At 57.7% G+C, this 21,794-nt stretch carries 20 protein-coding genes; 11 read left to right on the forward strand and 9 right to left on the reverse strand.

Features of this window, described 5'->3' with window-relative positions:
• Nucleotides 1-2: 2 nt before the first annotated feature.
• Together ABUK73_RS07495 and ABUK73_RS07500 are read right to left on the reverse strand one after the other, a co-directional pair.
• A complete protein-coding gene (locus tag ABUK73_RS07495) occupies nucleotides 3-989 on the reverse strand; it encodes an ABC transporter permease (protein WP_353576728.1) in 987 nt (328 codons plus the stop codon).
• Between the two features lie 119 nt (nucleotides 990-1,108).
• Nucleotides 1,109-3,058 carry an ABC transporter substrate-binding protein gene (locus tag ABUK73_RS07500; protein WP_353576729.1) on the reverse strand — a complete coding sequence of 650 codons (1,950 nt, stop codon included), beginning with the start codon at nucleotides 3,056-3,058 and terminating at the stop codon, nucleotides 1,109-1,111.
• A gap of 345 nt (nucleotides 3,059-3,403) precedes the next feature.
• Here ABUK73_RS07500 and ABUK73_RS07505 point away from each other — a divergent pair, with 345 nt between their 5' ends.
• On the forward strand, nucleotides 3,404-4,123 hold the full coding sequence (locus ABUK73_RS07505; RefSeq protein ID WP_353576730.1) for a FadR/GntR family transcriptional regulator: 720 nt from the start codon (nucleotides 3,404-3,406) through the stop codon (nucleotides 4,121-4,123).
• A gap of 55 nt (nucleotides 4,124-4,178) precedes the next feature.
• The gene (locus ABUK73_RS07510) at nucleotides 4,179-5,048 is read left to right on the forward strand and encodes an SMP-30/gluconolactonase/LRE family protein (RefSeq protein WP_353576731.1); all 870 of its coding nucleotides are present in this window, start codon (nucleotides 4,179-4,181) and stop codon (nucleotides 5,046-5,048) included.
• 15 nt (nucleotides 5,049-5,063) lie between these two features.
• Here the strand turns inward: ABUK73_RS07510 and ABUK73_RS07515 are convergent, their stop codons facing one another.
• From ABUK73_RS07515 to ABUK73_RS07525, 3 genes are all read right to left on the reverse strand, one after another.
• On the reverse strand, nucleotides 5,064-5,228 hold the full coding sequence (locus ABUK73_RS07515) for a hypothetical protein (protein WP_353576732.1): 165 nt from the start codon (nucleotides 5,226-5,228) through the stop codon (nucleotides 5,064-5,066).
• A gap of 159 nt (nucleotides 5,229-5,387) precedes the next feature.
• Nucleotides 5,388-5,582: a hypothetical protein gene (locus ABUK73_RS07520; RefSeq protein ID WP_113088400.1), complete on the reverse strand. Its 195-nt coding sequence runs from the start codon at nucleotides 5,580-5,582 to the stop codon at nucleotides 5,388-5,390.
• A 140-nt stretch (nucleotides 5,583-5,722) separates the two neighbouring features.
• Nucleotides 5,723-6,739 (reverse strand): substrate-binding domain-containing protein, encoded by a 1,017-nt coding sequence (locus tag ABUK73_RS07525; RefSeq protein ID WP_353576733.1) that lies wholly within the window; start codon nucleotides 6,737-6,739, stop codon nucleotides 5,723-5,725.
• A 265-nt stretch (nucleotides 6,740-7,004) separates the two neighbouring features.
• Here ABUK73_RS07525 and ABUK73_RS07530 point away from each other — a divergent pair, with 265 nt between their 5' ends.
• The 7 genes from ABUK73_RS07530 to ABUK73_RS07560 all read left to right on the forward strand — a co-directional run bounded on the left by ABUK73_RS07530 (nucleotide 7,005) and on the right by ABUK73_RS07560 (nucleotide 14,685).
• Nucleotides 7,005-8,270: an ABC transporter substrate-binding protein gene (locus ABUK73_RS07530; protein ID WP_113088398.1), complete on the forward strand. Its 1,266-nt coding sequence runs from the start codon at nucleotides 7,005-7,007 to the stop codon at nucleotides 8,268-8,270.
• A gap of 68 nt (nucleotides 8,271-8,338) precedes the next feature.
• Entirely contained in the window at nucleotides 8,339-9,313 is a 975-nt protein-coding gene (locus ABUK73_RS07535; RefSeq protein ID WP_113088397.1) for a carbohydrate ABC transporter permease, read from the forward strand.
• Nucleotides 9,310-10,143, forward strand: coding sequence for a carbohydrate ABC transporter permease (locus ABUK73_RS07540; protein ID WP_353576734.1), 834 nt, complete (start codon nucleotides 9,310-9,312; stop codon nucleotides 10,141-10,143). The genes ABUK73_RS07535 and ABUK73_RS07540 overlap by 4 nt, the downstream gene beginning before the upstream one ends.
• Nucleotides 10,144-10,154: 11 nt before the next feature.
• Nucleotides 10,155-11,180 (forward strand): ABC transporter ATP-binding protein, encoded by a 1,026-nt coding sequence (locus tag ABUK73_RS07545; RefSeq protein WP_353576735.1) that lies wholly within the window; start codon nucleotides 10,155-10,157, stop codon nucleotides 11,178-11,180.
• Nucleotides 11,181-11,243: 63 nt separating this feature from the next.
• Nucleotides 11,244-12,029 (forward strand): ThuA domain-containing protein, encoded by a 786-nt coding sequence (locus tag ABUK73_RS07550; protein ID WP_353576736.1) that lies wholly within the window; start codon nucleotides 11,244-11,246, stop codon nucleotides 12,027-12,029.
• A gap of 6 nt (nucleotides 12,030-12,035) precedes the next feature.
• The gene (locus ABUK73_RS07555) at nucleotides 12,036-13,085 is read left to right on the forward strand and encodes a Gfo/Idh/MocA family protein (RefSeq protein WP_113088393.1); all 1,050 of its coding nucleotides are present in this window, start codon (nucleotides 12,036-12,038) and stop codon (nucleotides 13,083-13,085) included.
• A 310-nt stretch (nucleotides 13,086-13,395) separates the two neighbouring features.
• Entirely contained in the window at nucleotides 13,396-14,685 is a 1,290-nt protein-coding gene (locus ABUK73_RS07560) for a Gfo/Idh/MocA family protein (protein ID WP_353576737.1), read from the forward strand.
• A gap of 329 nt (nucleotides 14,686-15,014) precedes the next feature.
• Here ABUK73_RS07560 and ABUK73_RS07565 read toward each other — a convergent pair whose 3' ends face one another.
• Both ABUK73_RS07565 and ABUK73_RS07570 read right to left on the reverse strand, forming a co-directional pair.
• A complete protein-coding gene (locus ABUK73_RS07565) occupies nucleotides 15,015-15,764 on the reverse strand; it encodes an SDR family NAD(P)-dependent oxidoreductase (RefSeq protein ID WP_353576738.1) in 750 nt (249 codons plus the stop codon).
• A gap of 16 nt (nucleotides 15,765-15,780) precedes the next feature.
• The gene (locus ABUK73_RS07570) at nucleotides 15,781-16,362 is read right to left on the reverse strand and encodes a nucleoside 2-deoxyribosyltransferase (RefSeq protein WP_353576739.1); all 582 of its coding nucleotides are present in this window, start codon (nucleotides 16,360-16,362) and stop codon (nucleotides 15,781-15,783) included.
• A gap of 162 nt (nucleotides 16,363-16,524) precedes the next feature.
• Here ABUK73_RS07570 and ABUK73_RS07575 point away from each other — a divergent pair, with 162 nt between their 5' ends.
• Both ABUK73_RS07575 and ABUK73_RS07580 read left to right on the forward strand, forming a co-directional pair.
• On the forward strand, nucleotides 16,525-17,151 hold the full coding sequence (locus ABUK73_RS07575) for a ribonuclease D (RefSeq protein WP_353576740.1): 627 nt from the start codon (nucleotides 16,525-16,527) through the stop codon (nucleotides 17,149-17,151).
• A gap of 265 nt (nucleotides 17,152-17,416) precedes the next feature.
• Nucleotides 17,417-19,018, forward strand: coding sequence for a hypothetical protein (locus tag ABUK73_RS07580; protein WP_353576741.1), 1,602 nt, complete (start codon nucleotides 17,417-17,419; stop codon nucleotides 19,016-19,018).
• Nucleotides 19,019-19,109: 91 nt separating this feature from the next.
• On the opposite strand, the gene rpsA is transcribed toward ABUK73_RS07580, so the two are convergent.
• Nucleotides 19,110-20,810 (reverse strand): 30S ribosomal protein S1, encoded by a 1,701-nt coding sequence (gene rpsA / locus ABUK73_RS07585; protein WP_113088387.1) that lies wholly within the window; start codon nucleotides 20,808-20,810, stop codon nucleotides 19,110-19,112.
• Nucleotides 20,811-20,979: 169 nt separating this feature from the next.
• On the reverse strand, nucleotides 20,980-21,612 hold the full coding sequence (cmk, locus tag ABUK73_RS07590) for a (d)CMP kinase (protein WP_353576742.1): 633 nt from the start codon (nucleotides 21,610-21,612) through the stop codon (nucleotides 20,980-20,982).
• Nucleotides 21,613-21,794: the final 182 nt, after the last annotated feature.

Raw genomic sequence — 21,794 nt, forward strand, 5'->3', positions numbered from 1 at the left:
TCCTATTCGAGACGGATGCGGGGATCGACCAGCGCCAGCAGAATGTCGCTGATGAGCGATCCGATCAGCGTCAATGCGCAGATCAGGAGCACGAAGGCCCCGGCGAGATACATGTCCTGCGCCATCAGCGACTGCAAAAGCAGCGGTGCGGCAGTGGGCAGGTTGAGCACGATGGCAACGACGACCGAGCCCGAAATGAGGTTGGGCAATAGCCATGCGATGGTGGAAATGAAGGGGTTGAGCGCAATGCGCAGAGGATATTTCGTCAGCAGGCGAAATTCAGACAGGCCCTTGGCGCGTGCCGTGGTGACATAGGGTTTCGGCAGCTCATCCAGCATATTGGCGCGCATGACGCGGATAAGGCTGGCGGTGGAGGAGATGGCGAGAATGGCGACCGGCAGCCAGATATGCGCCATGAGATCGACCATCTTGGCGATGCTCCAAGACGCGGTTTCATATTCCGGCGAAAACAGACCGCCGACATCTGCCCCGAACTCGACCGCTGCGATATACATCAGCACCAGCGCGAGCAGGAATGACGGCACCGAAAGGCCGAAGAAGGAAAAAGCCGTGAAGAGATAGTCGCCAACCGAGTATTTACGGACGGCGGAGAAAACGCCGATGGGAAGGGCGATGGCCCATGTTGCCAGAAGGCTTGCGACAGCCAGAACCAGCGTCAGCGCCATGCGTTCCCAGATGAGGCCCGACACCGGCTGCTGCCACTCGAAGGAGATACCGAAATCGCCGCGGCTGATGATGCCCCATATCCATTTCAGATATTGAATGATCATCGGGTCATCGAGGCCGAAACGTTCACGCAATTGCGCTGCGGTATTGTGGTCGATGACTTCGTTGGAGGCGGCCAGCGTGGCGATGTAGGTCGTCACATAGTCGCCCGGTGGCAACTGGATGAGGACGAAGGCCAGAAAACTGACGGCAAACAGGGACGGGATCATCCACAGCAGGCGTTTGACGATAAAAATCAGCATGTCGCTCTCGCAATCACATTTTACCGCGCACGCCAGCCGTCACTGAACGACGGATTGCGGGCGGTCGACACAGACTGAAAGCGTCGCCGCCGTGAGACGGCGACGCCAAAGTGACGTTGTTAGCTTGTGAAGGTGAACTGCTGCGGCAGCGCCGGACCGGGGTTCGGCCATGTCCAGCTGTCCGGTTCCGTTTCCGGCACGTTGCGCAGATTGTTGCGGATGATGCCGAAGCCACCGACGGCGAGGCAAAGACCGATGGTCTCGAACTCGTCTGCGGCGATATCGAATATCTGCTTCATTTTGTCGCCACGCTTGGCAAGATCGGCTGTCGAACGCGCTTCATCGAACAGCTTGAAGCGCTGCTTCTGGCTCTCCGGCGGCTCTTCACCCTTCTGGCCATTGGACGTGTACCAGAGCGCCCAAGGAATGGCATAACGCGAGCCCTGTGGGTGGAAAGCGAAGAAGTCACGCGGATCGAGCATCGGGTCGAGACCGCCGGGGCCGGGCCACACCGCTGCATCATGCGCATTGTCATCGCCGCGTGTGTAGTAGAGTGCGCGCTCAATGGTGTTGACCTTGATATCGACGCCGATCTGCGCCCACTGGGCCTTCACCAGTTCCAGCGAGTCCACCAGATCGGGGTAAAGTGTCGGAATAACATCGATGGAGAAGAAGACTGGCTGGCCATCTGGACGCAGGCGTATGCCGTTGTCGTTCTTCTTGTCATAACCGGCCTTGTCGAGCAGTTCGTTGGCTTTATCCGCATCGTATTCCGTGTTCTGGCGGGCCAGCTTTTCGTGGTACCACGGATGGGTCGGGCGTGGCCCGGCCTGATAGCCTTCGCTCTGGCCGAAATAGACGATGTCGATGATTTCCTGCCGGTTGAGGCCGATGGACAACGCCTGACGGAAGGATTTGTCGGCGAACATCTTGCGCATCGCCGGGTCTTTGTGGGTGATGTTGAGGTAGATCTGGCACTGCTGCGCGGCAGATGGCACCAGCGTCAGCAGGCGATAATCGCCCTTTTTCATGTTTTGCGACAGGGTCGGCTTGTTGGCGAGAACGCTGATATGGCGCTCCTGAATATCGATCTTGCCGGAGATCACGTTCAGCATCAGCGATTCCACATCCTGCGAAATGCCGAAATTGATTTCATCGATATAAGGCAGCTGGTTGCCTTCGGTATCGACCTGCCAGAAGTATGGATTGCGGGTCATGACCACACGGGTCGCGCCGCCGGAATATGGCTCCTTGACGACCCAAGGATCGAGCGTTGGCTTGTCGACATTCGACCAGCGCGATGGAATTTCGATATCGCCGCATTTGGCGCGGAACAATTCGGTCCAGCTGGAAACGCCCGCTGCCTTCACATCGGCGTCCAGCGCCGTGTTGTATTTTGGCAGGAACTTGCTGCAATAGTGCTTGGCGAACATCGTCGGATGCTGGCCGAGCGGTGTCGCGAGGTTTTCAAGATAAAGAGCGTTCGGCGCGGCGAAGGTGAATTTCACCGTGAAATCATCGACTTTTTCAACATTGACCGCTTTGCCCGCGACGGACAATTGCGCAGGTGCAGAGCTGTAAAGCTCCTTGTTCTTGATGCAGTCCTCAATGGCGAAGACGACGTCATCTGCGGTGAAGGGATGGCCGTCAGACCACTTGGCACCTTGGATAAGATGGAATGTGAACTGCGACGCGTCGTCGCTGACTTCCCATTTTTCTGCGAGGTTCGGCAGAACTTCGGTGAAGTCCATGTTCCAGCGGACCAGACCCTGGTTGCCGACCATACGCAGAATGCCGTTATGGTCCGAAGAGCCGCGCAGGCCGCGACGCAGCGTGCCGCCATAGGTGCCGATTTTTTCGTGCGGTGTGACCACCATTGGATTTTTCGGCAACCGGTCTGCCAGCGGCGGCAGCTTGCCGTCCTTGACCAAGGCGGCCAAATCCGGCGCTTCCTTGCCCCCGGCGGCTATGGCCGAGGTTCCGATGAGGGACAGGGCCGCAACGCCCCCTACTCCGGCCATAAAGCCACGGCGCGTTACGCCCAGCGAAAACGCATCAGCATCGCTCATAAATAATCCTCCCAAAATCTCCCCGGCAGCGACAGGGCTCCCACCCCGCCACAACGGCCCTCCCGGCCAGCCAGCGCACCGATCCTCCACCGGCAGGCAAACCATATGAGCGTTTTCAGATGATTACAAGTATTGACAGATTTTTACAGATTTTTTATTGAAGAGCGGAAATACGCGGCCGGCAAGGCGGTAGGAAAGAGATGCGATATAAGCAAAATACTCAGGTTCACCATCCTTCCGCGGCTGGTTCGGGCCTCATCATTCCCGCCTCGCAATGTTTCTTCCATGGCCATACGCAGCGAAAAGACGCAACAAACTCAGCGGTTTGCAACAAAAGGGGCGCTGATGGACAATCTGGCTACAGCGACGCCCGCACGAAGCGAAACGCGCTTCAGCGATATCATTTACGAGAAAATCGTCGGCATGATTTCCGACGGGCGCTTTCCGGTAAACGAGCGACTGCCCTCGGAGCAGAGCCTTGCGACACTGTTTGGCGCATCCCGCCCTGTCGTACGCGAGGCGCTGGAGCGGTTGCGCAACGACGATCTGATCGTTTCTCGAAAGGGCTCCGGTTCCTATGTGCGGCAACAGCCGGACTCGTCGGTACTTCAACAAATTCCTGTAGGTTCGCTGGCCGATGTGCAGCGGTTTTTCGAGTTCCGCGCCGGGCTGGAAGCAGCAGCGGCGGAGCTTGCGGCGCGCAACTGGCAGGCGTCTGACAGAACACGGATCGAGCAGGCTATCCTAGCGCTGGAACGCTGTCTGGAGCGCGGCGATCTGGGCGCAGATGAAGATTTCGCCTTGCACGAAGCCATCGCGATTGCCAGCCAGAACCAGTTTCACATCACTGTGCGCACCTGGTTCAGACCGCATTTTTCCATCGGCCAATCGGTGACGCGTAGCCTCAGCCTCAAGCGCACACCGCAGCATGTGCGCGATGTGGAGAATGAGCACAGCGCAATCGTCAATGCCATTTTCGCGCGCCGGGAGCAGGACGCTTATGACGCGATGAAAAACCACATATTAAAAGCGCGAGCCCGAATGTTTCAGGGCGTGGGCGGCTGAGACAACGACAACCTCCGCTTATCACCCACCGAACAAAGGCACTGGAGACAGGGTAATGACCGCACCGCGGATAATCGAACCAGCCTTTCGCCAGATGATCGATGTGCCGCTGCGCGTGGGCGAATCGCCCGTATGGGACGACCGGACCGGTGACCTTTGGTTTGTCGATATTCTGGCTCCCGCCGTGTTTCGGCTGCGGCAGAGCGGAACGCTGGATCGGTTCGACATGCCTGCACCCGTGGGCTGTCTGGGCCTTTGTGAAAGTGATGTCGTGGCCGTTGGGCTGCAAACAGGTGTGCATCTGCTCAATCCCGCGACGGGAAAGCTGGAACGCCTGTGCGATCCCGATAATGGCCGCGCGGATAGCAGGCTCAACGACGGGAAAGTCGGGCCGGACGGACATTTTTGGGTTGGCACGCGCGATGAAGCCGTGCCGCAGACAGGCAATGCCCGCCTGTACCGGGTTGCACCGGATGGCAGTTTTGAATGCTTGATCGATGGCAACATGCTGACATCGAACGGGCTGGCCTGGAGCCCCGATGGGCGGCGCATGTTTCATTCCGACAGCAGCGGCCTGCTGCTTCAGGTTTTCGATTTCGATCCGAAAACGGGCGCAATCGGGCCAGCGCAACGCCTGCACGATTTTGCACATGATGAAGGCAGGCCGGATGGCGCAGCGACGGACAGCGAGGGATTTTACTGGAGTGCGGGCGTTGGCGGCGGGCGAATCAACCGGTTTTCGCCTGATGGAGATATGGTTGAGGTCTACGCCCTGCCCTTCAAGGGACCGACAATGCCGTGTTTCGGTGGTGCCGATCTCAAAACGCTATATGTGACGAGTTTGACCACCGATAATGCGGTGGGAACTGTTATTGCCATGGACGCGCCAGTGGCGGGTGTGCCCGTCCACCGGTTTGCCGTCTAGCCGCTTCGATGCGCGCTAAAGCACGCGCGGGACATCGTCATTTTCGTCTGGATTGGGAAGTGGGAGATCGTCCGGCAGGCCATCGGGCTCGGGTTCCTTGACGGGCGGAACATCTGGCTGAGGCGGGATGGATGGCGGCGGCACCGGGTTTGGTACGGGTTCTACGGGGATCACAGTCATCGGCATGTCCTGTCATGAATTTGGCGGGCAACGCCCTGTCTGAAATTGCCAACCGGTCCACTTGCGTTTGCCGATATCGGTCCATTCAAACTTGGTGCTGCCCGCCTCGCAACTCTCGACGGGTAAACGTGTGGATACCTTCACGGTTCCAAATGAGGTTCAGGCGAAGCCAAGCGAGCTGCGCGCAATTTCGCGCTGATCACCATAATCGCGCAGATGGGCTTCGTGGCCATGTTCGCGTGCGATGACGCGGTTAACCTGCATGTCGGGCATTTGCAGAAGCGCGTCCGCATAGGTGCCGGTTTCGTCTTCATCGACGACAGAATTCGGTGCTGTTTTCAAAAAATCGAACATGGCTTCCTCCCATTCGAACGTCTTAACGCATCAGTTGCCGACTGTGTTCCCTCCGTCATAGCCCAACAACCGATATGTATTAAAACAATAATACAACACGGTTTTTTGACAATCCGTTACGGTGGTTCGTTAATAAAATATCAGCTTGCCGGGCCGGAGGATTGGCGCAGAACCAGATCGACAGGCCAAAGCTCCTGACACTCGCTGACAGCCCGCCCGGCGATGATCTGCAACAGCAAATCCGTGACCCTTTCGCCCGCCATTCTCTGGGGAGAACGGGTGGTCGAGAGCGATGGCAGCATGCTTTCCGGCGTCAGGTAAGGGAACACGTCATCATGGGCGATGACGGAAACATCCTTGCCGATGGTGAGGCCCAACTGGCTTGCCGCGCGATAAACGCCCTGTGCCGTCATCATGGCGCCCGCCACAAATGCGGTTGGACGCGATGCTTTTTCGAGAAGCGAGCGGGCAAACTGGAAGGCGGTCTCTTCGCTGAAGGGAGCAGCCAGGACCATCCGCGAATCATAGTCCACATTCATGGTGGCCAGCGCGTCCCGATAGCCATTTTCACGGTCGATCACGAAGGTTCTGCCGTTGGGACCGTTGATGAAGGCGATCTTGCGATGGCCACGCTCCAGCAGATGGGTGGTGGAGAGGTAGGTGACGGAGTGGTTGTCGATATCCAGCCAGGCATGTTCAAGCTTTGAACTGGAGCGACCGTGGACGATGAAGGGAACGCCCAGCTTGTGCAGAAGCGCAATGCGTTCATCATCGGGGCGCGGTGAGTGGATGATGATGCCATCTACCCGACCACTCTCGGCCAAACGGCTGAAGATGCGCAGCTCTTCACCCAGATCATTATCGGTGGTGACGCTGACGACGATGTCGGTATCTTCACCCTCCAGACGGCTGGCCATGCCGCCCATGAATTCCGAAAAGAAATGCCCGCCGCCGCTGCGGCCCATGACGACGCCGATGGCGCCTGCCCGACCGGTGACCAGCCGCACGGCATTGGCGTTGGGCCTGTAGCCGAATTTGCGGGCAGCCTCCATGACGCGCTCACGCGTTTCCGGGCGCACCTCTGGGTATCCGCCCAGCGCACGGCTGACCGTTGTGGGTGATAACCCGACCTTTTCCGCAAATTCCTTGAGTTTCATGAGCCCCGCCGTTTTCCCTTGAATGCGGCCAACAGCGTTTAGTTTCAAGCGTCAAAATTTGAAATCGATTTCAATACACGGAAATCACTCACGCCATATTTCGAAAACAGGGGGGAAACTTTAAGAGCTATTCGCCGTTAAGTCGCGGCGAAACCTCTAAAATCGAGACCCATTGACACCGCGTCACGAATTTGTCAGCTTTGCGAAGTCGAAAGCGTTTTCAATTTAGAGGATGGTTGAAAAACGGCATGGAGGAGTTTTGACGATGAATGTTTCTATGAAAGTTTTGTTCCTGTGCGGCAGCGTGCTGTCCACAGGCTTTGCCGCGCAGGCAGCCGAGATTTCGATGGCTGCGAATTCGACGGGCAAGAACCTGAATTTTATCCGCGAGCAGCTGGTGGAATTCGAAAAGCAGACCGGCCACAAGGTCAAGCTTGTGACGATGCCACCATCATCCAGCGAGCAGTTCAGCCAATACCGCCTTTGGCTGGCCGCCGGTAACACCGATGTCGATGTCTACCAGACCGACGTTGTGTGGGCACCGCAGCTGGCCGAGCAGTTCGTGGATTTGACCGAGGCCGCCAAGGACGTCGTTGCCAAGCACTTCCCATCCGTCATCGCGTCACAGACGGTGGATGGCAAGCTGGTTGCCATGCCGATGTATACGGATGCTCCTGCGCTGTTCTACCGCAAGGATTTGCTGGAAAAATACGGCAAGCAGCCGCCCAAGACCTGGAAGGAACTGGCAGAGACCGCCAAGGACGTTCAGGACAAGGAGCGTGAAGCTGGCCAGAAGGACATGTGGGGCTTCGTGTTTCAGGGCAGCGCCTATGAAGGCCTGACCTGCAACGCGCTGGAATGGATCGCATCTGCTGGCGGCGGCCACATTGTCGAGACCAATGGCGACATCAGCATCAACAATGAGAAAGCCGCAGCTGCCCTTGAAACGGCGAAAAGCTGGATCGGTACGATTTCTCCACCGGGCGCACTTGCCTATAAGGAAGAGGAAGCACGCGGCGTCTGGCAGACCGGCAATTCCGTGTTCATGCGCAACTGGACCTATGTCTATGCGCTGGGCAATGGCGGCGACAGCTCCATCAAGGGCAAGTTCGGCGTCGTGCCTTTGCCAGCGGGAACGGAAGGCGAAGCGGCAGCCTCCACTCTGGGCGGCTGGAACGCTGCGGTTTCCAAATATTCCAAGAACCAGGAAGCAGCCATTGCGCTGGTGAAATTCCTCGGCTCCGAGGAAACCCAGAAGAAGCGGGCCGTCGAGCTTTCCAACATGCCCACCATCGCTTCTCTCTATGACGACAAGGATGTTGCAGCCGCGCAGCCTTTCATGCCGCTGTGGAAGCCTATTTTCGAAACCGCCGTGCCGCGCCCATCTGCGGCAACCAAGGTGAAATATAACGAGGTTTCCGCCAAGTTCTGGGGTGCGGTTCACAACACGCTATCCGGCACCGGCACCGCTGCCGAGAACCTCGAACTTCTCGAAGTCGAGCTCACCGATCTCAAGGGTAACAGCTGGTAACACGGCTTTACACGTCAGGCGGTCGTCACCGCCCGCCTGACCTCTGTTAAAAACGGTGGGAATTCCTCATGACCAAAATCGCCTCTGACCGGCCTGCGGCAGCAGCAATGACGGGCTCCGATCTACAATCGGAACGTCTGCGTTCCGCATGGCTGTTTCTTGCCCCGACATTTTTAACCCTGGCGCTGGTTGCCGGTTGGCCTTTGATGAGAACGGTCTGGTTCAGCCTGACCGATGCATCGCTGACCAGCCTTTCCGATGCGCAATTCGTCGGCCTGAAAAACTATCTCTCCTGGATTACGCTGAGCAGCGGCCGTACGGTTTATCGTGGACTTCTGGCCGACCCCGCCTGGTGGGGTGCGGTGTGGAACACGCTGAAATTCACGCTGATTTCGGTCTCCGTCGAAACCGTGCTCGGCCTGATCGTCGCGCTGGTTCTGAATGCAGAATTCAAGGGACGCGGCCTTGTGCGTGCCGCCATTCTCATCCCCTGGGCCATTCCCACCATCGTGTCGGCGCGCATGTGGGCGTGGATGCTGAACGACCAGTTCGGCATTCTCAATGACATGATGCTCAATCTCGGCCTTATCTCCCAAAAGATCGCCTGGACCGCCAATCCCGAGACAGCGATGACGGCAGTGCTGATCGTGGATGTATGGAAGACGACACCCTTTATGGCGCTGCTCATTCTGGCCGGTCTGCAGATGGTGCCGAAGGATATGTATGAGGCCGCCAAGGTGGATGGCATTCACCCCATCAAGGTCTTCTGGCGCGTGACGCTTCCGATGATCCGGCCTGCGCTGATGGTTGCGGTGATTTTCCGCATGCTGGATGCCATGCGCGTCTTCGACCTCATCTACATTCTGACGCCGAACAACTCCCAGACCCGCACCATGTCTGTGCTGGCGCGTGAAAACCTGTTCGACTTCGACAAGTTCGCTTATGGCGCAGCGGCATCGACCATGCTGTTCCTCATCATCGCGTCCATCACCATCATCTATATGTGGCTTGGCCGGGTTAACACCGATGGAGGAGCACGATGACAGCTTCCAGCCTCATCAAGAACACGGCGTTTTATGCGCTGGTTGCGATCATCGTCATCGTTGCGGTATTTCCGTTTTATTACGCGATCCTGACGAGCTTCAAAACCGGAACGGCGCTGTTCGAAATCAACTATCTGCCGACGAATATTTCGTTCAGCAATTACAGCGACGTGCTGGGCAATGACAGCTTCCTGCGTAATCTCGGCAATTCGCTCATGGTTGCGACGTGTGTCGTCGCCTTGTCGCTGTTCCTGGCCGTGACAGCCGCTTATGCGCTGGCGCGAGTGCGCTTCAGAGGCCGTTCGCTTCTGCTGCTGACAATTCTGTCGGTTTCGATGTTTCCCCAGATTGCGGTGCTTGCGGGTCTGTTTGAGCTCATCCGCTGGGCCGGTGTCTTCAACACGCCGCTTGCGCTGATCTTTTCCTACATGATCTTCACCCTGCCCTTTACGGTTTGGGTTCTGACGACTTTCATGCGGGATCTTCCGGTCGAAATAGAAGAAGCGGCCATCGTCGATGGAGCTTCGCCCTGGGTCATCATCATGCAGGTCTTCCTGCCTTTGATGTGGCCTGCGCTGGTGACCACCGGATTGCTGGCCTTCATTGCCGCATGGAACGAGTTCCTGTTTGCCCTGACATTCACCTCGTCCAACGAGCAGCGCACGGTGCCTGTCGCCATCGCGCTTCTGTCTGGCAGTTCGCAATTTGAAATTCCATGGGGAACGATCATGGCGGCTTCCGTCATCGTCACCGTCCCTCTCGTCATCCTCGTTCTGATCTTCCAGCGGCGCATCATTTCCGGCCTGACGGCCGGTGGCGTCAAAGGTTAGGAGACCCATTCATGACCAGCATACAATTGCGCAATATTCGCAAATCCTTCGGCGCTTTCGACGTCATCAAGGGCATCGACATGGATATCCGCTCCGGCGAATTCATGGTCTTCGTCGGCCCGTCCGGTTGCGGCAAGTCCACGCTGCTGCGGCTCATTTGCGGCCTAGAAGAAATCTCCGGCGGCGAGCTTTCCTTTGCCGGTGATGTCGTCAACCGGCTTGCACCTGCCCAGCGCGGTGTTGCCATGGTGTTCCAGTCCTACGCGCTATATCCGCACATGACCGTTTTCGAGAACATGGCCTTCGGATTGAAGCTGGCCGGATCGACCAAAGACGAGCGACGCAAACGTGTTGAAGCGGCAGCGGAGATGCTGCAGCTGACGCCTTATCTCGAGCGTCTGCCGAAGCAGCTTTCGGGCGGGCAGCGCCAGCGCGTCGCCATCGGTCGTGCCATTGTGCGCGATCCGAAGGTGTTTCTGTTCGATGAGCCGCTGTCCAACCTCGATGCGGCGCTGCGTGTGGCAACCCGTCTCGAAATAGCCAAATTGAACCGCAGTATGCCTGACACAACAATGATCTATGTTACTCATGATCAGGTGGAGGCCATGACGCTAGCGGACAGAATTTGTGTGTTGCGTGATGGCCGTGTCGAACAGGTCGGCACACCGCTTGAGCTTTACGAAACACCCGTCAACACCTTCGTTGCGGGCTTCATCGGCTCGCCGAAGATGAATTTCCTCACCGGCAAGCTCGCTGAAGCCTATGGTGCCCACACCGTTGGCATCAGGCCCGAACACATCACCGCGGCATCCGATGCCGGTGGCTGGACGGGTGACATTGTGCATTCGGAAATGCTGGGCTCGGACAGCTTTATCTATGTGGATATGGGCACCGACGAACCGGTGGTGGTGCGCGAAGAAGGCGTTTCCGCCCGCCAGCCCGGCCAGAAGCTGACGCTTTCACCGCTGCCTGAACATATTCACCGCTTCGACGCGCAGGGTAACGCACTGCCCAAAGCACAAACGCGCGCCGCCTGAACCCATCGAGACCCTCTTCACCGGCAGTCCTCTCAACGCGCCGGTCCACCAAGGAGCATGACCATGACTATCAATACCGTCGTCTGGGGCGAAAACATCCACGAACACATCAATGAGACGGTTCGCTCGATCTACCCCAACGGCATGCACAACACGATTGCCGATGCGCTGAACCAGACACTCGAGATCAATGCCACCACCGCAACCCTGCAGGAGCCGGAACACGGGCTTTCGCAGGAAAGGCTCGACAACACGGACGTGCTGGTCTGGTGGGGCCATAAGGACCATGGCGCGGTTCAGGACGAGATCGTCGAGCGCGTTGCCAAGCGCGTCTGGGAAGGCATGGGCCTGATCGTTCTGCATTCCGGCCACTTCTCCAAGCCGTTCAAACGTCTGATGGGAACACCCTGCGCGCTGAAATGGCGTGAGGCGGGCGAGCGCGAGCGTTTGTGGAACATCAATCCCCGCCACCCGATTACAGCTGGTCTGCCGGAGCATTTCGAACTCGAAAACGAGGAAATGTATGGCGAGCAGTTCTCCGTGCCGGAGCCGCTGGAAACCGTCTTCATCTCCTGGTTCCAGGGTGGTGAGGTGTTCCGCTCCGGCCTGACATGGCGTCGCGGTGCCGGTAACATCTTCTATTTCCGCCCGGGTCACGAGACATACCCGACCTATCACGATGCCAATGTGCAGAAGGTCATCAGCAATTCCGTGAAGTGGGCCTATAATCCGGCGGGCTCGCTGAAGAGCATTCACGAAGCGCCGAATGTGTCGGTCGACAAGGCACCGGAGAAAATCGAAGAGCGCGGCCCCAAGCTGCATTCTGCCGGCGAAGCAGGTTACAGGTAATCGATCATGAAACTTCTTATTCTTGGAACGGGCGGCATGGCCAATAACCATGCCATGCATTTCTCCCAGATTTCCGGCGTCGAACTGGTGGCGGCGGTGGATGTGGACGATGTCATCGTGCGCGCTTTTGCGGCACGTCACAATATTCCGCTGACCTTCACCTCGCTGGATGAAGCGATTGCCTGGGGTGAATTCGACGCGGTTGCCAACGTAACACCTGATGCCATCCACCACCCGACCAGCCTTAAGCTGCTGGCGGCTGGCAAGCATGTGTTTTGCGAAAAGCCACTGGCTGAAAGCTATGCCAAGGCAGCCGAAATGGCCGATGCGGCAGAAAAAGCCGGACTGGTGGCCATGGTCAACCTGACCTATCGCAACGTGGCACCCCTACAGGCGGCGCGACAGATGGTTCTGGACGGCAAGATTGGCAAGTTGCGGCATCTGGAAGCCTCCTATCTCCAGAGCTGGCTGGTCTCCAAGGCCTGGGGCGACTGGATGACGGAGAGCAAGTGGCTGTGGCGTCTCTCCACCAAGCATGGCTCCAACGGCGTGCTGGGTGACGTTGGCATTCACATTCTCGACTTCGCCTCCTACGGCGCGGCAAGCGATGTGGAGCGCATCTTCACCCGCCTGAAAACCTTCGACAAATACGAAGGCAACAGGATCGACGTCTATGATCTGGACGCCAATGACAGCTTCACTATGACCGCCGAACTTGAAAACGGTGCGATGGGCGTCATTCATGCCAGCCGCTGGGCGACCGGGCACCTGAACGAACTTCGCCTGCGCCTGCATGGCGACAAGGGTGCCGTCGAAGTCGTCCACACGCCCGACTATTCCACGCTGCGCGGATGCCTGGGCGAGGATGTAGAAAAGGCGATCTGGAGAGACATCGAGGTCGAGCCTGTCGAAACCAACTACCAGAAGTTCGCCAAGGCGGTGATGGAAGGCGGCACAGCCGATCCTGACTTCCGCCACGCTGCGAATTTGCAGAAGGTGCTCGATCTCTCGATCGTGACCGACCGCGAACGACGTGAGATTGCGGTTACGGCCTGATCAGAGCCTGCGCATTACAATCAAAGAAAGGCGGCCTCTGAGGTCGCCTTTTTCTTTTGTCCCTAACTTATGCGGAATCCCTAAAAAGAGTGCGGTGCAGCATCAGAAATCTGCTTGCCTTGAAATGATAATATGACTTTAATGTCTAGATAATATCAGTTTGCAGGTACGATATGCGCTCCAGCTTTCGGCTCCCCTCCACGCAATTGCTTTCCGTCTAACGCGGAAAGCCGGCATCCGCCTGAGTTTCTGGCGGCGTGTCCAATGTGTGCGGAGCCCCGAAACCACATGCAACATAAAGGGAAGAGAAGTGAAAATCGCCATTGTAGGGTGCGGATCACGTCACAAGATGTTCCGCGATTCCGTGACCGAGGATTATGCGGACAAACATGAGATCGTCGCTCTGTGCGACAGCAATGCGCATCGCCTGGGAGAGGCGGCGAATGCCATTTCCAAGCCGGGCACCAATGGCGTTCCGACCTATCTTGCCGAAAATTTCGATCAGCTGATTGCCGAGCAGAAGCCGGACACGATTGTCGTGGCCACGCCGGATTTTCTGCATTCCGATTATATCGTGCGGGCTTTCGAGGCCGGTTGCGATGTGATCTGCGAAAAGCCGCTGACCATCGACCTTTCGCGGCTGAAGCAGATCGTGGATGCGCAGGCCCGCACGGGCCGCAAGGTGATGGTGACCTTCAACTATCGCTACTCCCCTGCTCGCACCCAGATCAAGGAAATGCTGACGTCCGGCGTGATCGGCAGGGTGACAGCGGTCGATTTTCGCTGGCATCTCGACCGCGTGCATGGCGCGGATTACTTCCGACGCTGGCACAGACACAAGGAAAATTCCGGCGGGCTTCTGGTGCACAAATCCACCCACCATTTCGATCTTCTCAACTGGTGGCTGGCATCTGCGCCGACGCAGGTTTTCGCCTCCGGTCAGCGCGCCTTCTACCGCCCCGAAACAGCGGTGGAACTGGGGCTGCAAGATCACGGCCCGCGCTGTGCGGACTGTCCCGTGGCGGAAAGATGTGCTTTCCGCCTGAACCTTTCCGCCGACCCGCAATTGCGCGCGCTTTATCTCGATGCTGAAGACGAGGATGGCTATTTCCGTGACCGCTGTGTTTTCGATGAAGATATCGGCATTGAGGACACGATGCAGGCCCATATCCGCTACGCATCCGGTGTGACGGCCAATTACACGCTGACGGCCTATTCCCCCTGGGAGGGGCTGGAAATCCGCTTTCAGGGTACCAAGGGCGAAATTGTGCACAAGCACATCGAGGTCCACGGCGTATTCGGCGGCGTGCGTGACCATGCGGATGAAGAAGCGATTACCACGGAACTGCATCTGGCAGGGCAAAAGCCGAGGATGATCGAGGTTCCCAAAGCCACGGGCAACCATGGCGGCGCAGACCCGGTGATGCTCGGCTATATCTTCGCGCCCGACACGATGGAGCCGGACCGCTACAATCGCGCCTCCGACCATATCTCCGGGGCATGGTCCATTCTGACGGGGATTGCGGCGAATGCGTCTATTGAAACGGGATCGGCGGTGAATATTCAGTCGATGCTGACGTCACGCGGCATTCGAATCTGACGTTCAGGCAATGAAAGAGAGACGGGCGGGCGCAGCCTGCTCTAATCATTCAAGCGCAAATAACATCAGGATTTTGGGGGTCTAAAAGTGGAAAAGCCTGCCGCGGGAGGAGGTGCGGCAGGCTTTAAACTTGATCGACAACTGGGAGGAGGAGTGTTGTCGATCCACATCTTGCGACGCTGGGAGGAGGAGTGCGTCGCTTCGATGATTTGAATATAGCGATGCTGACGAAATTTAACAGAGCAAGTCTCGCAATGCAGCAATGCATTATTGCATAGCTCAAAAAGGCCTGCACGGTTTTTCATCACATACGCGTTTATACGCTGTGATCAGACGTCTCTATGCACCTGAAAACCGGCAAAAGATTGATTGACCGGCATCAATTCGATGGCGTTGATGTTGATGTGCTTGGGCTGGGAGGCCACCCAATGGATGGTATTGGCGATATCGTCAGGCAGAATCGGATTGACGCCCTTGTAAAGCGTATCTGACGCATCCTGATTGCCACCGGTGCGCACGACCGTAAACTCCGTCTCGCACATGCCCGGCTCGATGGACGTCACGCGAACGCCCTTGCCATGCAGGTCCGATCGCAGGCCGAGAGAAAACTGGCGCAAAAACGCTTTCGTGCCCGCATAGACATTGCCACCGGCATAAGGCCAATGGGCCGCGACGGAAGACAGGTTGATAACGATGCCGCGGCGCTCGATCAAGACCGGCAGAAGATGATGGGTAATGTTCAGCAGGCCGGTGATGTTGGTGTTGACCATGGTGTGCCAGTCTTTGAGTGGCACCTGCGGCGCAGCAGCCGTGCCAAGCGCCAGACCGGCATTGTTGACCAGTATGTCGATATCCTTGAATTCGGCAGGCAAAACCTCAAACTCCGACGCCATGGCGGCTTCATCGGTAATATCGAACACCATGCCATGGAAGTTCGAGCCGAGTTCTTCGCCCAGCTTGGCGAGGCGATCTGCCCGGCGGCCCGTGCCTATGACTTTCCAGCCGTCTTTTGCAAACAGTCTGGCCGTTGCCTGACCGAAGCCCGACGTGGCGCCAGTGATGAGAATTGTTCCGCTCATATGAATCTCTCCGCTATCAATCTGTCTTTTTAAGAAGGGCTTCGGCTGCCTGCCGCAAGCACTCTTTGAAGGCCGTCAGGTCGGTGTAAAGCGCATCTTCCGGTGCGTCGCCCACAACGACGACACCGCCACGGCGAACAATGCCACCATGCAGCATGAGGTTATCCGCCATATCGAAGTTTTCGATGGAAAGGCCGTCGGCCCCTCGGTAACGCCCCGTTTCGTCCTGCGTTGCCTCATTGCCGTAATAGCCCATGATGCGCTTGAAATGATTGGCCGCGACATTGGTGTAGGCAAAGACCGGCTTGCCCAAAGCGCACATGAAGCCGAGTTCGTAACTCGTGCCCGTATCGGCAGCAATGCCACGAAAGGGCGTGAGGTTGGCGATGACGGCATCCGCCTCCAACATCATCTGCTCATCCACCGCATTGATGTTGCAGCCATGGCCGATCTTCGTATCTGCTGGCGGGATGTGCAAATCGCCCGGCGAGAGGGGCGTAAACCCGGCTTCGCGGGCAAGCTCTGCCTTGGCATCGAGCATTTCACGGGCATTCGGCAGAAACACTTCCGGCCCGGCGAGGTAAATTTTGACTGGCATGGGGATAAGGCACTTTTTAAAACAGAAAACTCCAGACAACCTAACCCGGTGCTTCCAGGAGATGCAAGGCCGCCTTGCGCGCAGAAAAGCACCATGAAACGGTATCGCGATCCCGCAGTTTCGGTTATTAGGCCCAGACCCAATCCAGCAGTGGAGATGAAGATGGCAGCGACGATCCGTTATCACGAAGGCGATATTTCCAAAGCCGATGCAGCCCGCTACACGGGCGCCGTCGCCATCGATACGGAAACGCTGGGACTGGTGCCGCGTCGCGACAGGCTCTGCGTGGTGCAGCTTTCGCCCGGCGATGGCAGCGCAGATGTGATCCGCATTGCCGCAGGCCAGAAAGAAGCGCCAAATCTCATCTCCATGTTGGAAGACCCGGCGCGGCAGAAGATTTTCCATTATGGCCGGTTCGATATTGCCGTTCTTTTCCACACATTCGGCGTGACTTCTTCCCCGGTTTTCTGCACCAAGATCGCCTCGCGCCTTTGCCGGACCTATACTGATCGCCACGGGCTGAAGGACAATCTGAAGGAAATGTTGGAGGTGGATATTTCCAAGGCACAACAATCCTCCGATTGGGCCGCCGAAAAGCTCTCTCCCGCCCAGCTGGAATATGCCGCATCCGACGTGCTGTATCTCCATGCGTTGCGTGACAAGCTGACGACACGGCTGATCCGCGACGGGCGCTACGAACATGCGGAAGCCTGCTTTGCCTTTCTGCCCACCCGCGCCAAACTGGACCTGCTGGGCTGGGAAGACACGGATATTTTCGCCCATAGCTGATCGCCTCATGCGGCGAGCGATGCCTCTGCACACGCCATGGTTAGCGAAACGTTAATCTTTCACCTTCATTCTTGCTTTGATGATTCGATGATTTTCATGTGCCTGCGCTGCGAAAGCCGCGCAGCTGTTGAGCAATGCGCCGCATGAGCGGACGGGAATAAGACCTGTGTCGTCGCTAAAGGCCAATCTGTCAAAAGAGGCCGATTCAAGCTGATATGTGTGGGCGTTTCACGTCGCGCACCTGTCAACAAGAAGGGAGCGCACCATGCTGCCGCCTGTCAGTGCCGTTTCCGCAGTCGATGTTTCATTTCAAACCGCCGGTTCGCGTCCGGACAACACGCAAACGCCAGCAGCCGTCACCCCTCCCCCGCAGGTCGAGCAGGAGGCCGCGACCGCTGGAGTCAGCGCGACGGTGCGCGCCGTATCCGGTGAACTCCGCCTATCCCAGAATGTCAGCGTGCTGGCCGAAACGCTGGGCAAGCTGATGAACATTGCCCGCATGGATGGCGAAGCCGCCGAGGCCTATGTAAACCGGCTGGTAGCAACCATGCAGACCCTGCCTGCGGAGCAGAAAGCCGGGCTGGAAAAGCAGCTGGGCAACATTCTGCGCGGCATAAGCCTTTCCATGCTGGCCGATGTTCTGAAAAACTCCGCCGGGCCGGAGGCCGCGAGACTGGCTGTGATGTTCGAGCTTGCCCGCTCCAGCAATGCCGCCAAGGGCGCAAAAATATCCGTCTCCTCCTATTTGCAGGATCTGTTGCCGCAAAGCGCAGTGACCTTGCCGACGCCAGCGCGCAATCCGTCTGCGATGCCCGTGGTGACGAGCGGCCTGCAGCTGGACACCACGGAAATCATTTTGCCGATGGATAAAAGCGAGGGCCAGACGCTTGGAAAGCAGGCTGCACCGCCAGCCGTCGAAACCGATGATCCGGCACTGCCGAAGCCAGCCGTGACCCTGTCACCATCAGGCATTGCCGCGCCAGCAAAGCCGCTTGCTCAGAGCCCGGTTGCAGAACAGCTCACCCGCTTGGCTACTGCGCTGACGTCTTTACCAGTCACCAGTGCCACATTGGTGGAGAGTAGCGACACCGATTTGGTTGAGCTTCCCGTGAACCGGCCTATAACGAATCAAAGCCAGCCCGTGGAAGCTAGGGCACCCGAGGTCAAGTCCGGCCTGCCGGAAGCGACCGTGCCATCGCGCATGCTCCCAACCGCACCTCACCAGGTGGAAGGCAACGACACCAATCCAACCATCGGCAACCAGCTTACCGGCGCAACGGTCAAAGATATGGAAGCCCTGCTTTTCACCGCGCTTCTTGGCAAATTGCCGGAGCGCGCCGAGGCGGCTGCGCTGCCCGCCCTGCTTCCGCCACAGCCCGATGTGGATGTAGAGCATGCAATGAAACCTCATTTGGCAACGGTGCCGGTGGCGCCGCATGTAAAACCGGCGGAAACCGCGCAGGATGAGGCCACGCTTTCCGCCGCCCGCCCGGAGATGGCGGCGGCACAGAGGGTAGCAGCAGCGGCTGGAGACGCCGAAAATGCGATCTTAAACCAGCCGAGCCTGCATTCGGCGGTGGCAGCGTTGATTACCAAGGAAGGCATACCCCTGCCCTTCGTCAATTATCCGGCGGCCAAGGATGAGCCGGACTCTGACGCTCCGCCACGCGGACGCTGGCCTTCTTCCGACGGCGGCTCAGAAGGACAAGAAGACAGCGGAGAACAGACCGAACAGGGTTCGGACCAGGAAGAGCGCACGGCCGCCAATGACGAGATCATCGACCATTCCGTGTCTGAAGGTGCGAATGATGATGGCGCGGCGGGCAATGCCGAATCCTATTATCTGCGAATGAGCGGCTTTTCCTGAGCAAGCCTCATTTCGCGCCGACCGCCTTCGCAGACACGAAAAAACCCGCCGGATCGCTCCGGCGGGTTTCTCATTTCAAAGGCAGTGACGATTACTCAGTGCGGTTCTTGAGAGCCGCGCCAAGGATGTCGCCGAGCGAAGCGCCGCTGTCGGACGAACCGAACTGAGCAACAGCTTCCTTCTCTTCTGCGATTTCCAGAGCCTTGATCGAAAGCATGACCTTGCGATCCTTCTTGGAGAAGTTGACGACGCGGGCGTCGAGAACCTGACCAACCGAGAAACGCTCAGGACGCTGATCGTCACGATCGCGTGCCAGGTCGTTGCGGCGGATGAAGGATGTGAGGTCTTCGTGGGCAACCAGCTTCACTTCGATACCGCCTTCGTTCACGCCGATAACTTCAGCGGAAACAACAGCGTTCTTGCGCAGTTCGCCGGATGTTGCTGCTTCGCCAACATTATCCTTGCCGAGCTGCTTGATACCGAGCGAGATGCGTTCCTTTTCGACGTCAACGTCAAGAACGACAGCCTTAACGGTGTCACCCTTGTTGTATTCTTCGATGACCTGCTCGCCTGGACGGTTCCAGTCAAGGTCGGACAGGTGAACCATGCCGTCAACGTCGCCTTCGAGACCAATGAACAGGCCGAATTCGGTCTTGTTCTTGACTTCGCCTTCGACTTCAGTGCCGGCTGGATGGCTGAACGCAAATGCCTGCCATGGGTTTTCGAGGGTCTGCTTGAGGCCCAGCGAAATACGACGCTTGGAAGGATCGACTTCGAGAACGACAACGTCGACGTCCTGTGTCGTGGACAGGATCTTGCCGGGGTGTACGTTCTTCTTGGTCCAGGACATTTCGGAAATGTGGATCAGACCTTCGATGCCTGGCTCCAGCTCTACGAATGCGCCGTAGTCCGTGATGTTCGTAACGGTACCGGAAATCTTCTTGCCAACCGGGTACTTGGCAGAGATGCCATCCCAAGGATCCGACTCGAGCTGCTTCATGCCGAGCGAGATGCGGTGGGTTTCCTGGTTGATACGGATGATCTGAACCTTGACCGACTGGCCAATGTTGAGGATTTCCGAAGGATGGTTGACGCGGCGCCAAGCCATATCAGTGACGTGCAGCAGGCCGTCGATGCCGCCGAGGTCAACGAACGCACCGTAATCGGTGATGTTCTTGACGACGCCGTCAACAACCTGGCCTTCTTCGAGGTTCTGAACGATTTCAGAACGCTGCTCGGCGCGGGACTCTTCGAGAACCGTACGACGCGATACAACGATGTTGCCGCGACGCTTGTCCATCTTGAGGATTTCGAACGGCTGCGGGTTGTGCATCAGCGGTGTAACGTCGCGGATCGGACGAATGTCGACCTGCGAACGTGGAAGGAACGCAACAGCGCCATCCAGATCGACGGTGAAACCACCCTTGACCTGGTTGAAGATAACGCCTTCGACGCGTTCGCCAGCTTCGAACTTGGCTTCGAGCTTGACCCAGCTCTCTTCGCGGCGAGCCTTCTCGCGCGACAGAACGGCTTCGCCCAGAGCGTTTTCAATGCGCTCAACGTAAACTTCGACTTCGTCGCCGACCTTGAGAGTGCCGTCCTTGGACTTCGCTCCGAATTCCTTCAGCGGAACGCGGCCTTCGACCTTGAGGCCGACGTCAACGATTGCAACATCCTTTTCGATCGCCGTGACGATACCTTTGGCAACATAGCCTTCGGCAAGGTCATTGGAAGAGAAAGACTCTTCGAGCAGGGCTGCGAAATCGTCGCGCGTGGGGGTAGCTACTGACATTAAATCTCCTGAGAGTGTTCCTGTTCAAGAACACAAAGCGCCGGGGGTTCGCGTTGATCACTCCCGAAATCCATGCCCGCCTCTTACATTGTGAGGCTTTCCGGCGCAGGACATGCTTTCGGGACATTCCGGTCTAAACGGGGGCCGAAGCTTCGGGTTCCCCGCAAATTCATCTGTTCAGGGCAGCATCGATAATCGATTTGGCCGCCTGAAACGCCGCCTCTATACCCATTTCCGACGTATCAAGCAAGTGCGCGTCTTCAGCTGGTTTCAACGGACTGTCGGCACGGCCCATGTCGCGCTCATCACGCTTTTTCACATCATCGAAAATCGCGTCAAAATCGGGCTCTCCACCGCTGGCAACAATCTCATCGTAGCGACGCCGCGCACGCACGCCCGGCGATGCCGTGACATAGAGCTTCACCGGCGCGTTAGGGCAGACTACCGTGCCGATATCCCGGCCATCCAGCACCGTGCCCGGCTCCTTTGCCGCAAAAGCACGCTGCGCTTCGACCAGCGCGCGCCGCACGGCAGGCATCACGGCCACTTTGGACGCAGCCTCTCCGACCTCGTGCTTTGCCAGCACGGCGCGGTCGAGGCCGGCCAAATCAAGTGTCAGTGCGGTCTTTTCGGCAACCGCCTCGTCATCCAGCGGCAAGCCGGCATCCAGCAGGGCCTTTGCAGTGGCGCGATAGGTCAGCCCGGTATCCAGATGGTGGAACCCATAGACGTCCGCAATCCTGCGCGACAGCGTGCCCTTGCCCGCAGCAGCCGGTCCGTCGATGGCGATGGTGAATGTCATTATAGATATATCCTGCTCTGGCTTGGCCGAATGATGGACTGACGCTTATTATAAGCGCTCATGCCGATCATCAAGAGAGGCTGAAAACCGCGTCGCCGTGCGGCCTTTGAAGTTTATCTTTGACAGGAAAGGCGTCAGCGATTAATGGGACCGGCTAGAATTTTACCGTCTACTGCCGGAAA

The sequence above is a fragment of the Agrobacterium vacciniicorymbosi genome (assembly GCF_040427045.1).
Lineage (GTDB): Bacteria > Pseudomonadota > Alphaproteobacteria > Rhizobiales > Rhizobiaceae > Agrobacterium.

Coding starts and splice junctions, on each gene's coding strand:
- ABUK73_RS07495 (WP_353576728.1), bottom strand. CDS start 989: ATGCTGATTTTTATCGTCAAACGCCTGCTGTGGATGATCCCGTCCCTG.
- ABUK73_RS07500 (WP_353576729.1), bottom strand. CDS start 3,058: ATGAGCGATGCTGATGCGTTTTCGCTGGGCGTAACGCGCCGTGGCTTT.
- ABUK73_RS07505 (WP_353576730.1), top strand. CDS start 3,404: ATGGACAATCTGGCTACAGCGACGCCCGCACGAAGCGAAACGCGCTTC.
- ABUK73_RS07510 (WP_353576731.1), top strand. CDS start 4,179: ATGACCGCACCGCGGATAATCGAACCAGCCTTTCGCCAGATGATCGAT.
- ABUK73_RS07515 (WP_353576732.1), bottom strand. CDS start 5,228: ATGACTGTGATCCCCGTAGAACCCGTACCAAACCCGGTGCCGCCGCCA.
- ABUK73_RS07520 (WP_113088400.1), bottom strand. CDS start 5,582: ATGTTCGATTTTTTGAAAACAGCACCGAATTCTGTCGTCGATGAAGAC.
- ABUK73_RS07525 (WP_353576733.1), bottom strand. CDS start 6,739: ATGAAACTCAAGGAATTTGCGGAAAAGGTCGGGTTATCACCCACAACG.
- ABUK73_RS07530 (WP_113088398.1), top strand. CDS start 7,005: ATGAATGTTTCTATGAAAGTTTTGTTCCTGTGCGGCAGCGTGCTGTCC.
- ABUK73_RS07535 (WP_113088397.1), top strand. CDS start 8,339: ATGACCAAAATCGCCTCTGACCGGCCTGCGGCAGCAGCAATGACGGGC.
- ABUK73_RS07540 (WP_353576734.1), top strand. CDS start 9,310: ATGACAGCTTCCAGCCTCATCAAGAACACGGCGTTTTATGCGCTGGTT.
- ABUK73_RS07545 (WP_353576735.1), top strand. CDS start 10,155: ATGACCAGCATACAATTGCGCAATATTCGCAAATCCTTCGGCGCTTTC.
- ABUK73_RS07550 (WP_353576736.1), top strand. CDS start 11,244: ATGACTATCAATACCGTCGTCTGGGGCGAAAACATCCACGAACACATC.
- ABUK73_RS07555 (WP_113088393.1), top strand. CDS start 12,036: ATGAAACTTCTTATTCTTGGAACGGGCGGCATGGCCAATAACCATGCC.
- ABUK73_RS07565 (WP_353576738.1), bottom strand. CDS start 15,764: ATGAGCGGAACAATTCTCATCACTGGCGCCACGTCGGGCTTCGGTCAG.
- ABUK73_RS07570 (WP_353576739.1), bottom strand. CDS start 16,362: ATGCCAGTCAAAATTTACCTCGCCGGGCCGGAAGTGTTTCTGCCGAAT.
- ABUK73_RS07575 (WP_353576740.1), top strand. CDS start 16,525: ATGGCAGCGACGATCCGTTATCACGAAGGCGATATTTCCAAAGCCGAT.
- ABUK73_RS07580 (WP_353576741.1), top strand. CDS start 17,417: ATGCTGCCGCCTGTCAGTGCCGTTTCCGCAGTCGATGTTTCATTTCAA.
- rpsA (WP_113088387.1), bottom strand. CDS start 20,810: ATGTCAGTAGCTACCCCCACGCGCGACGATTTCGCAGCCCTGCTCGAA.
- cmk (WP_353576742.1), bottom strand. CDS start 21,612: ATGACATTCACCATCGCCATCGACGGACCGGCTGCTGCGGGCAAGGGC.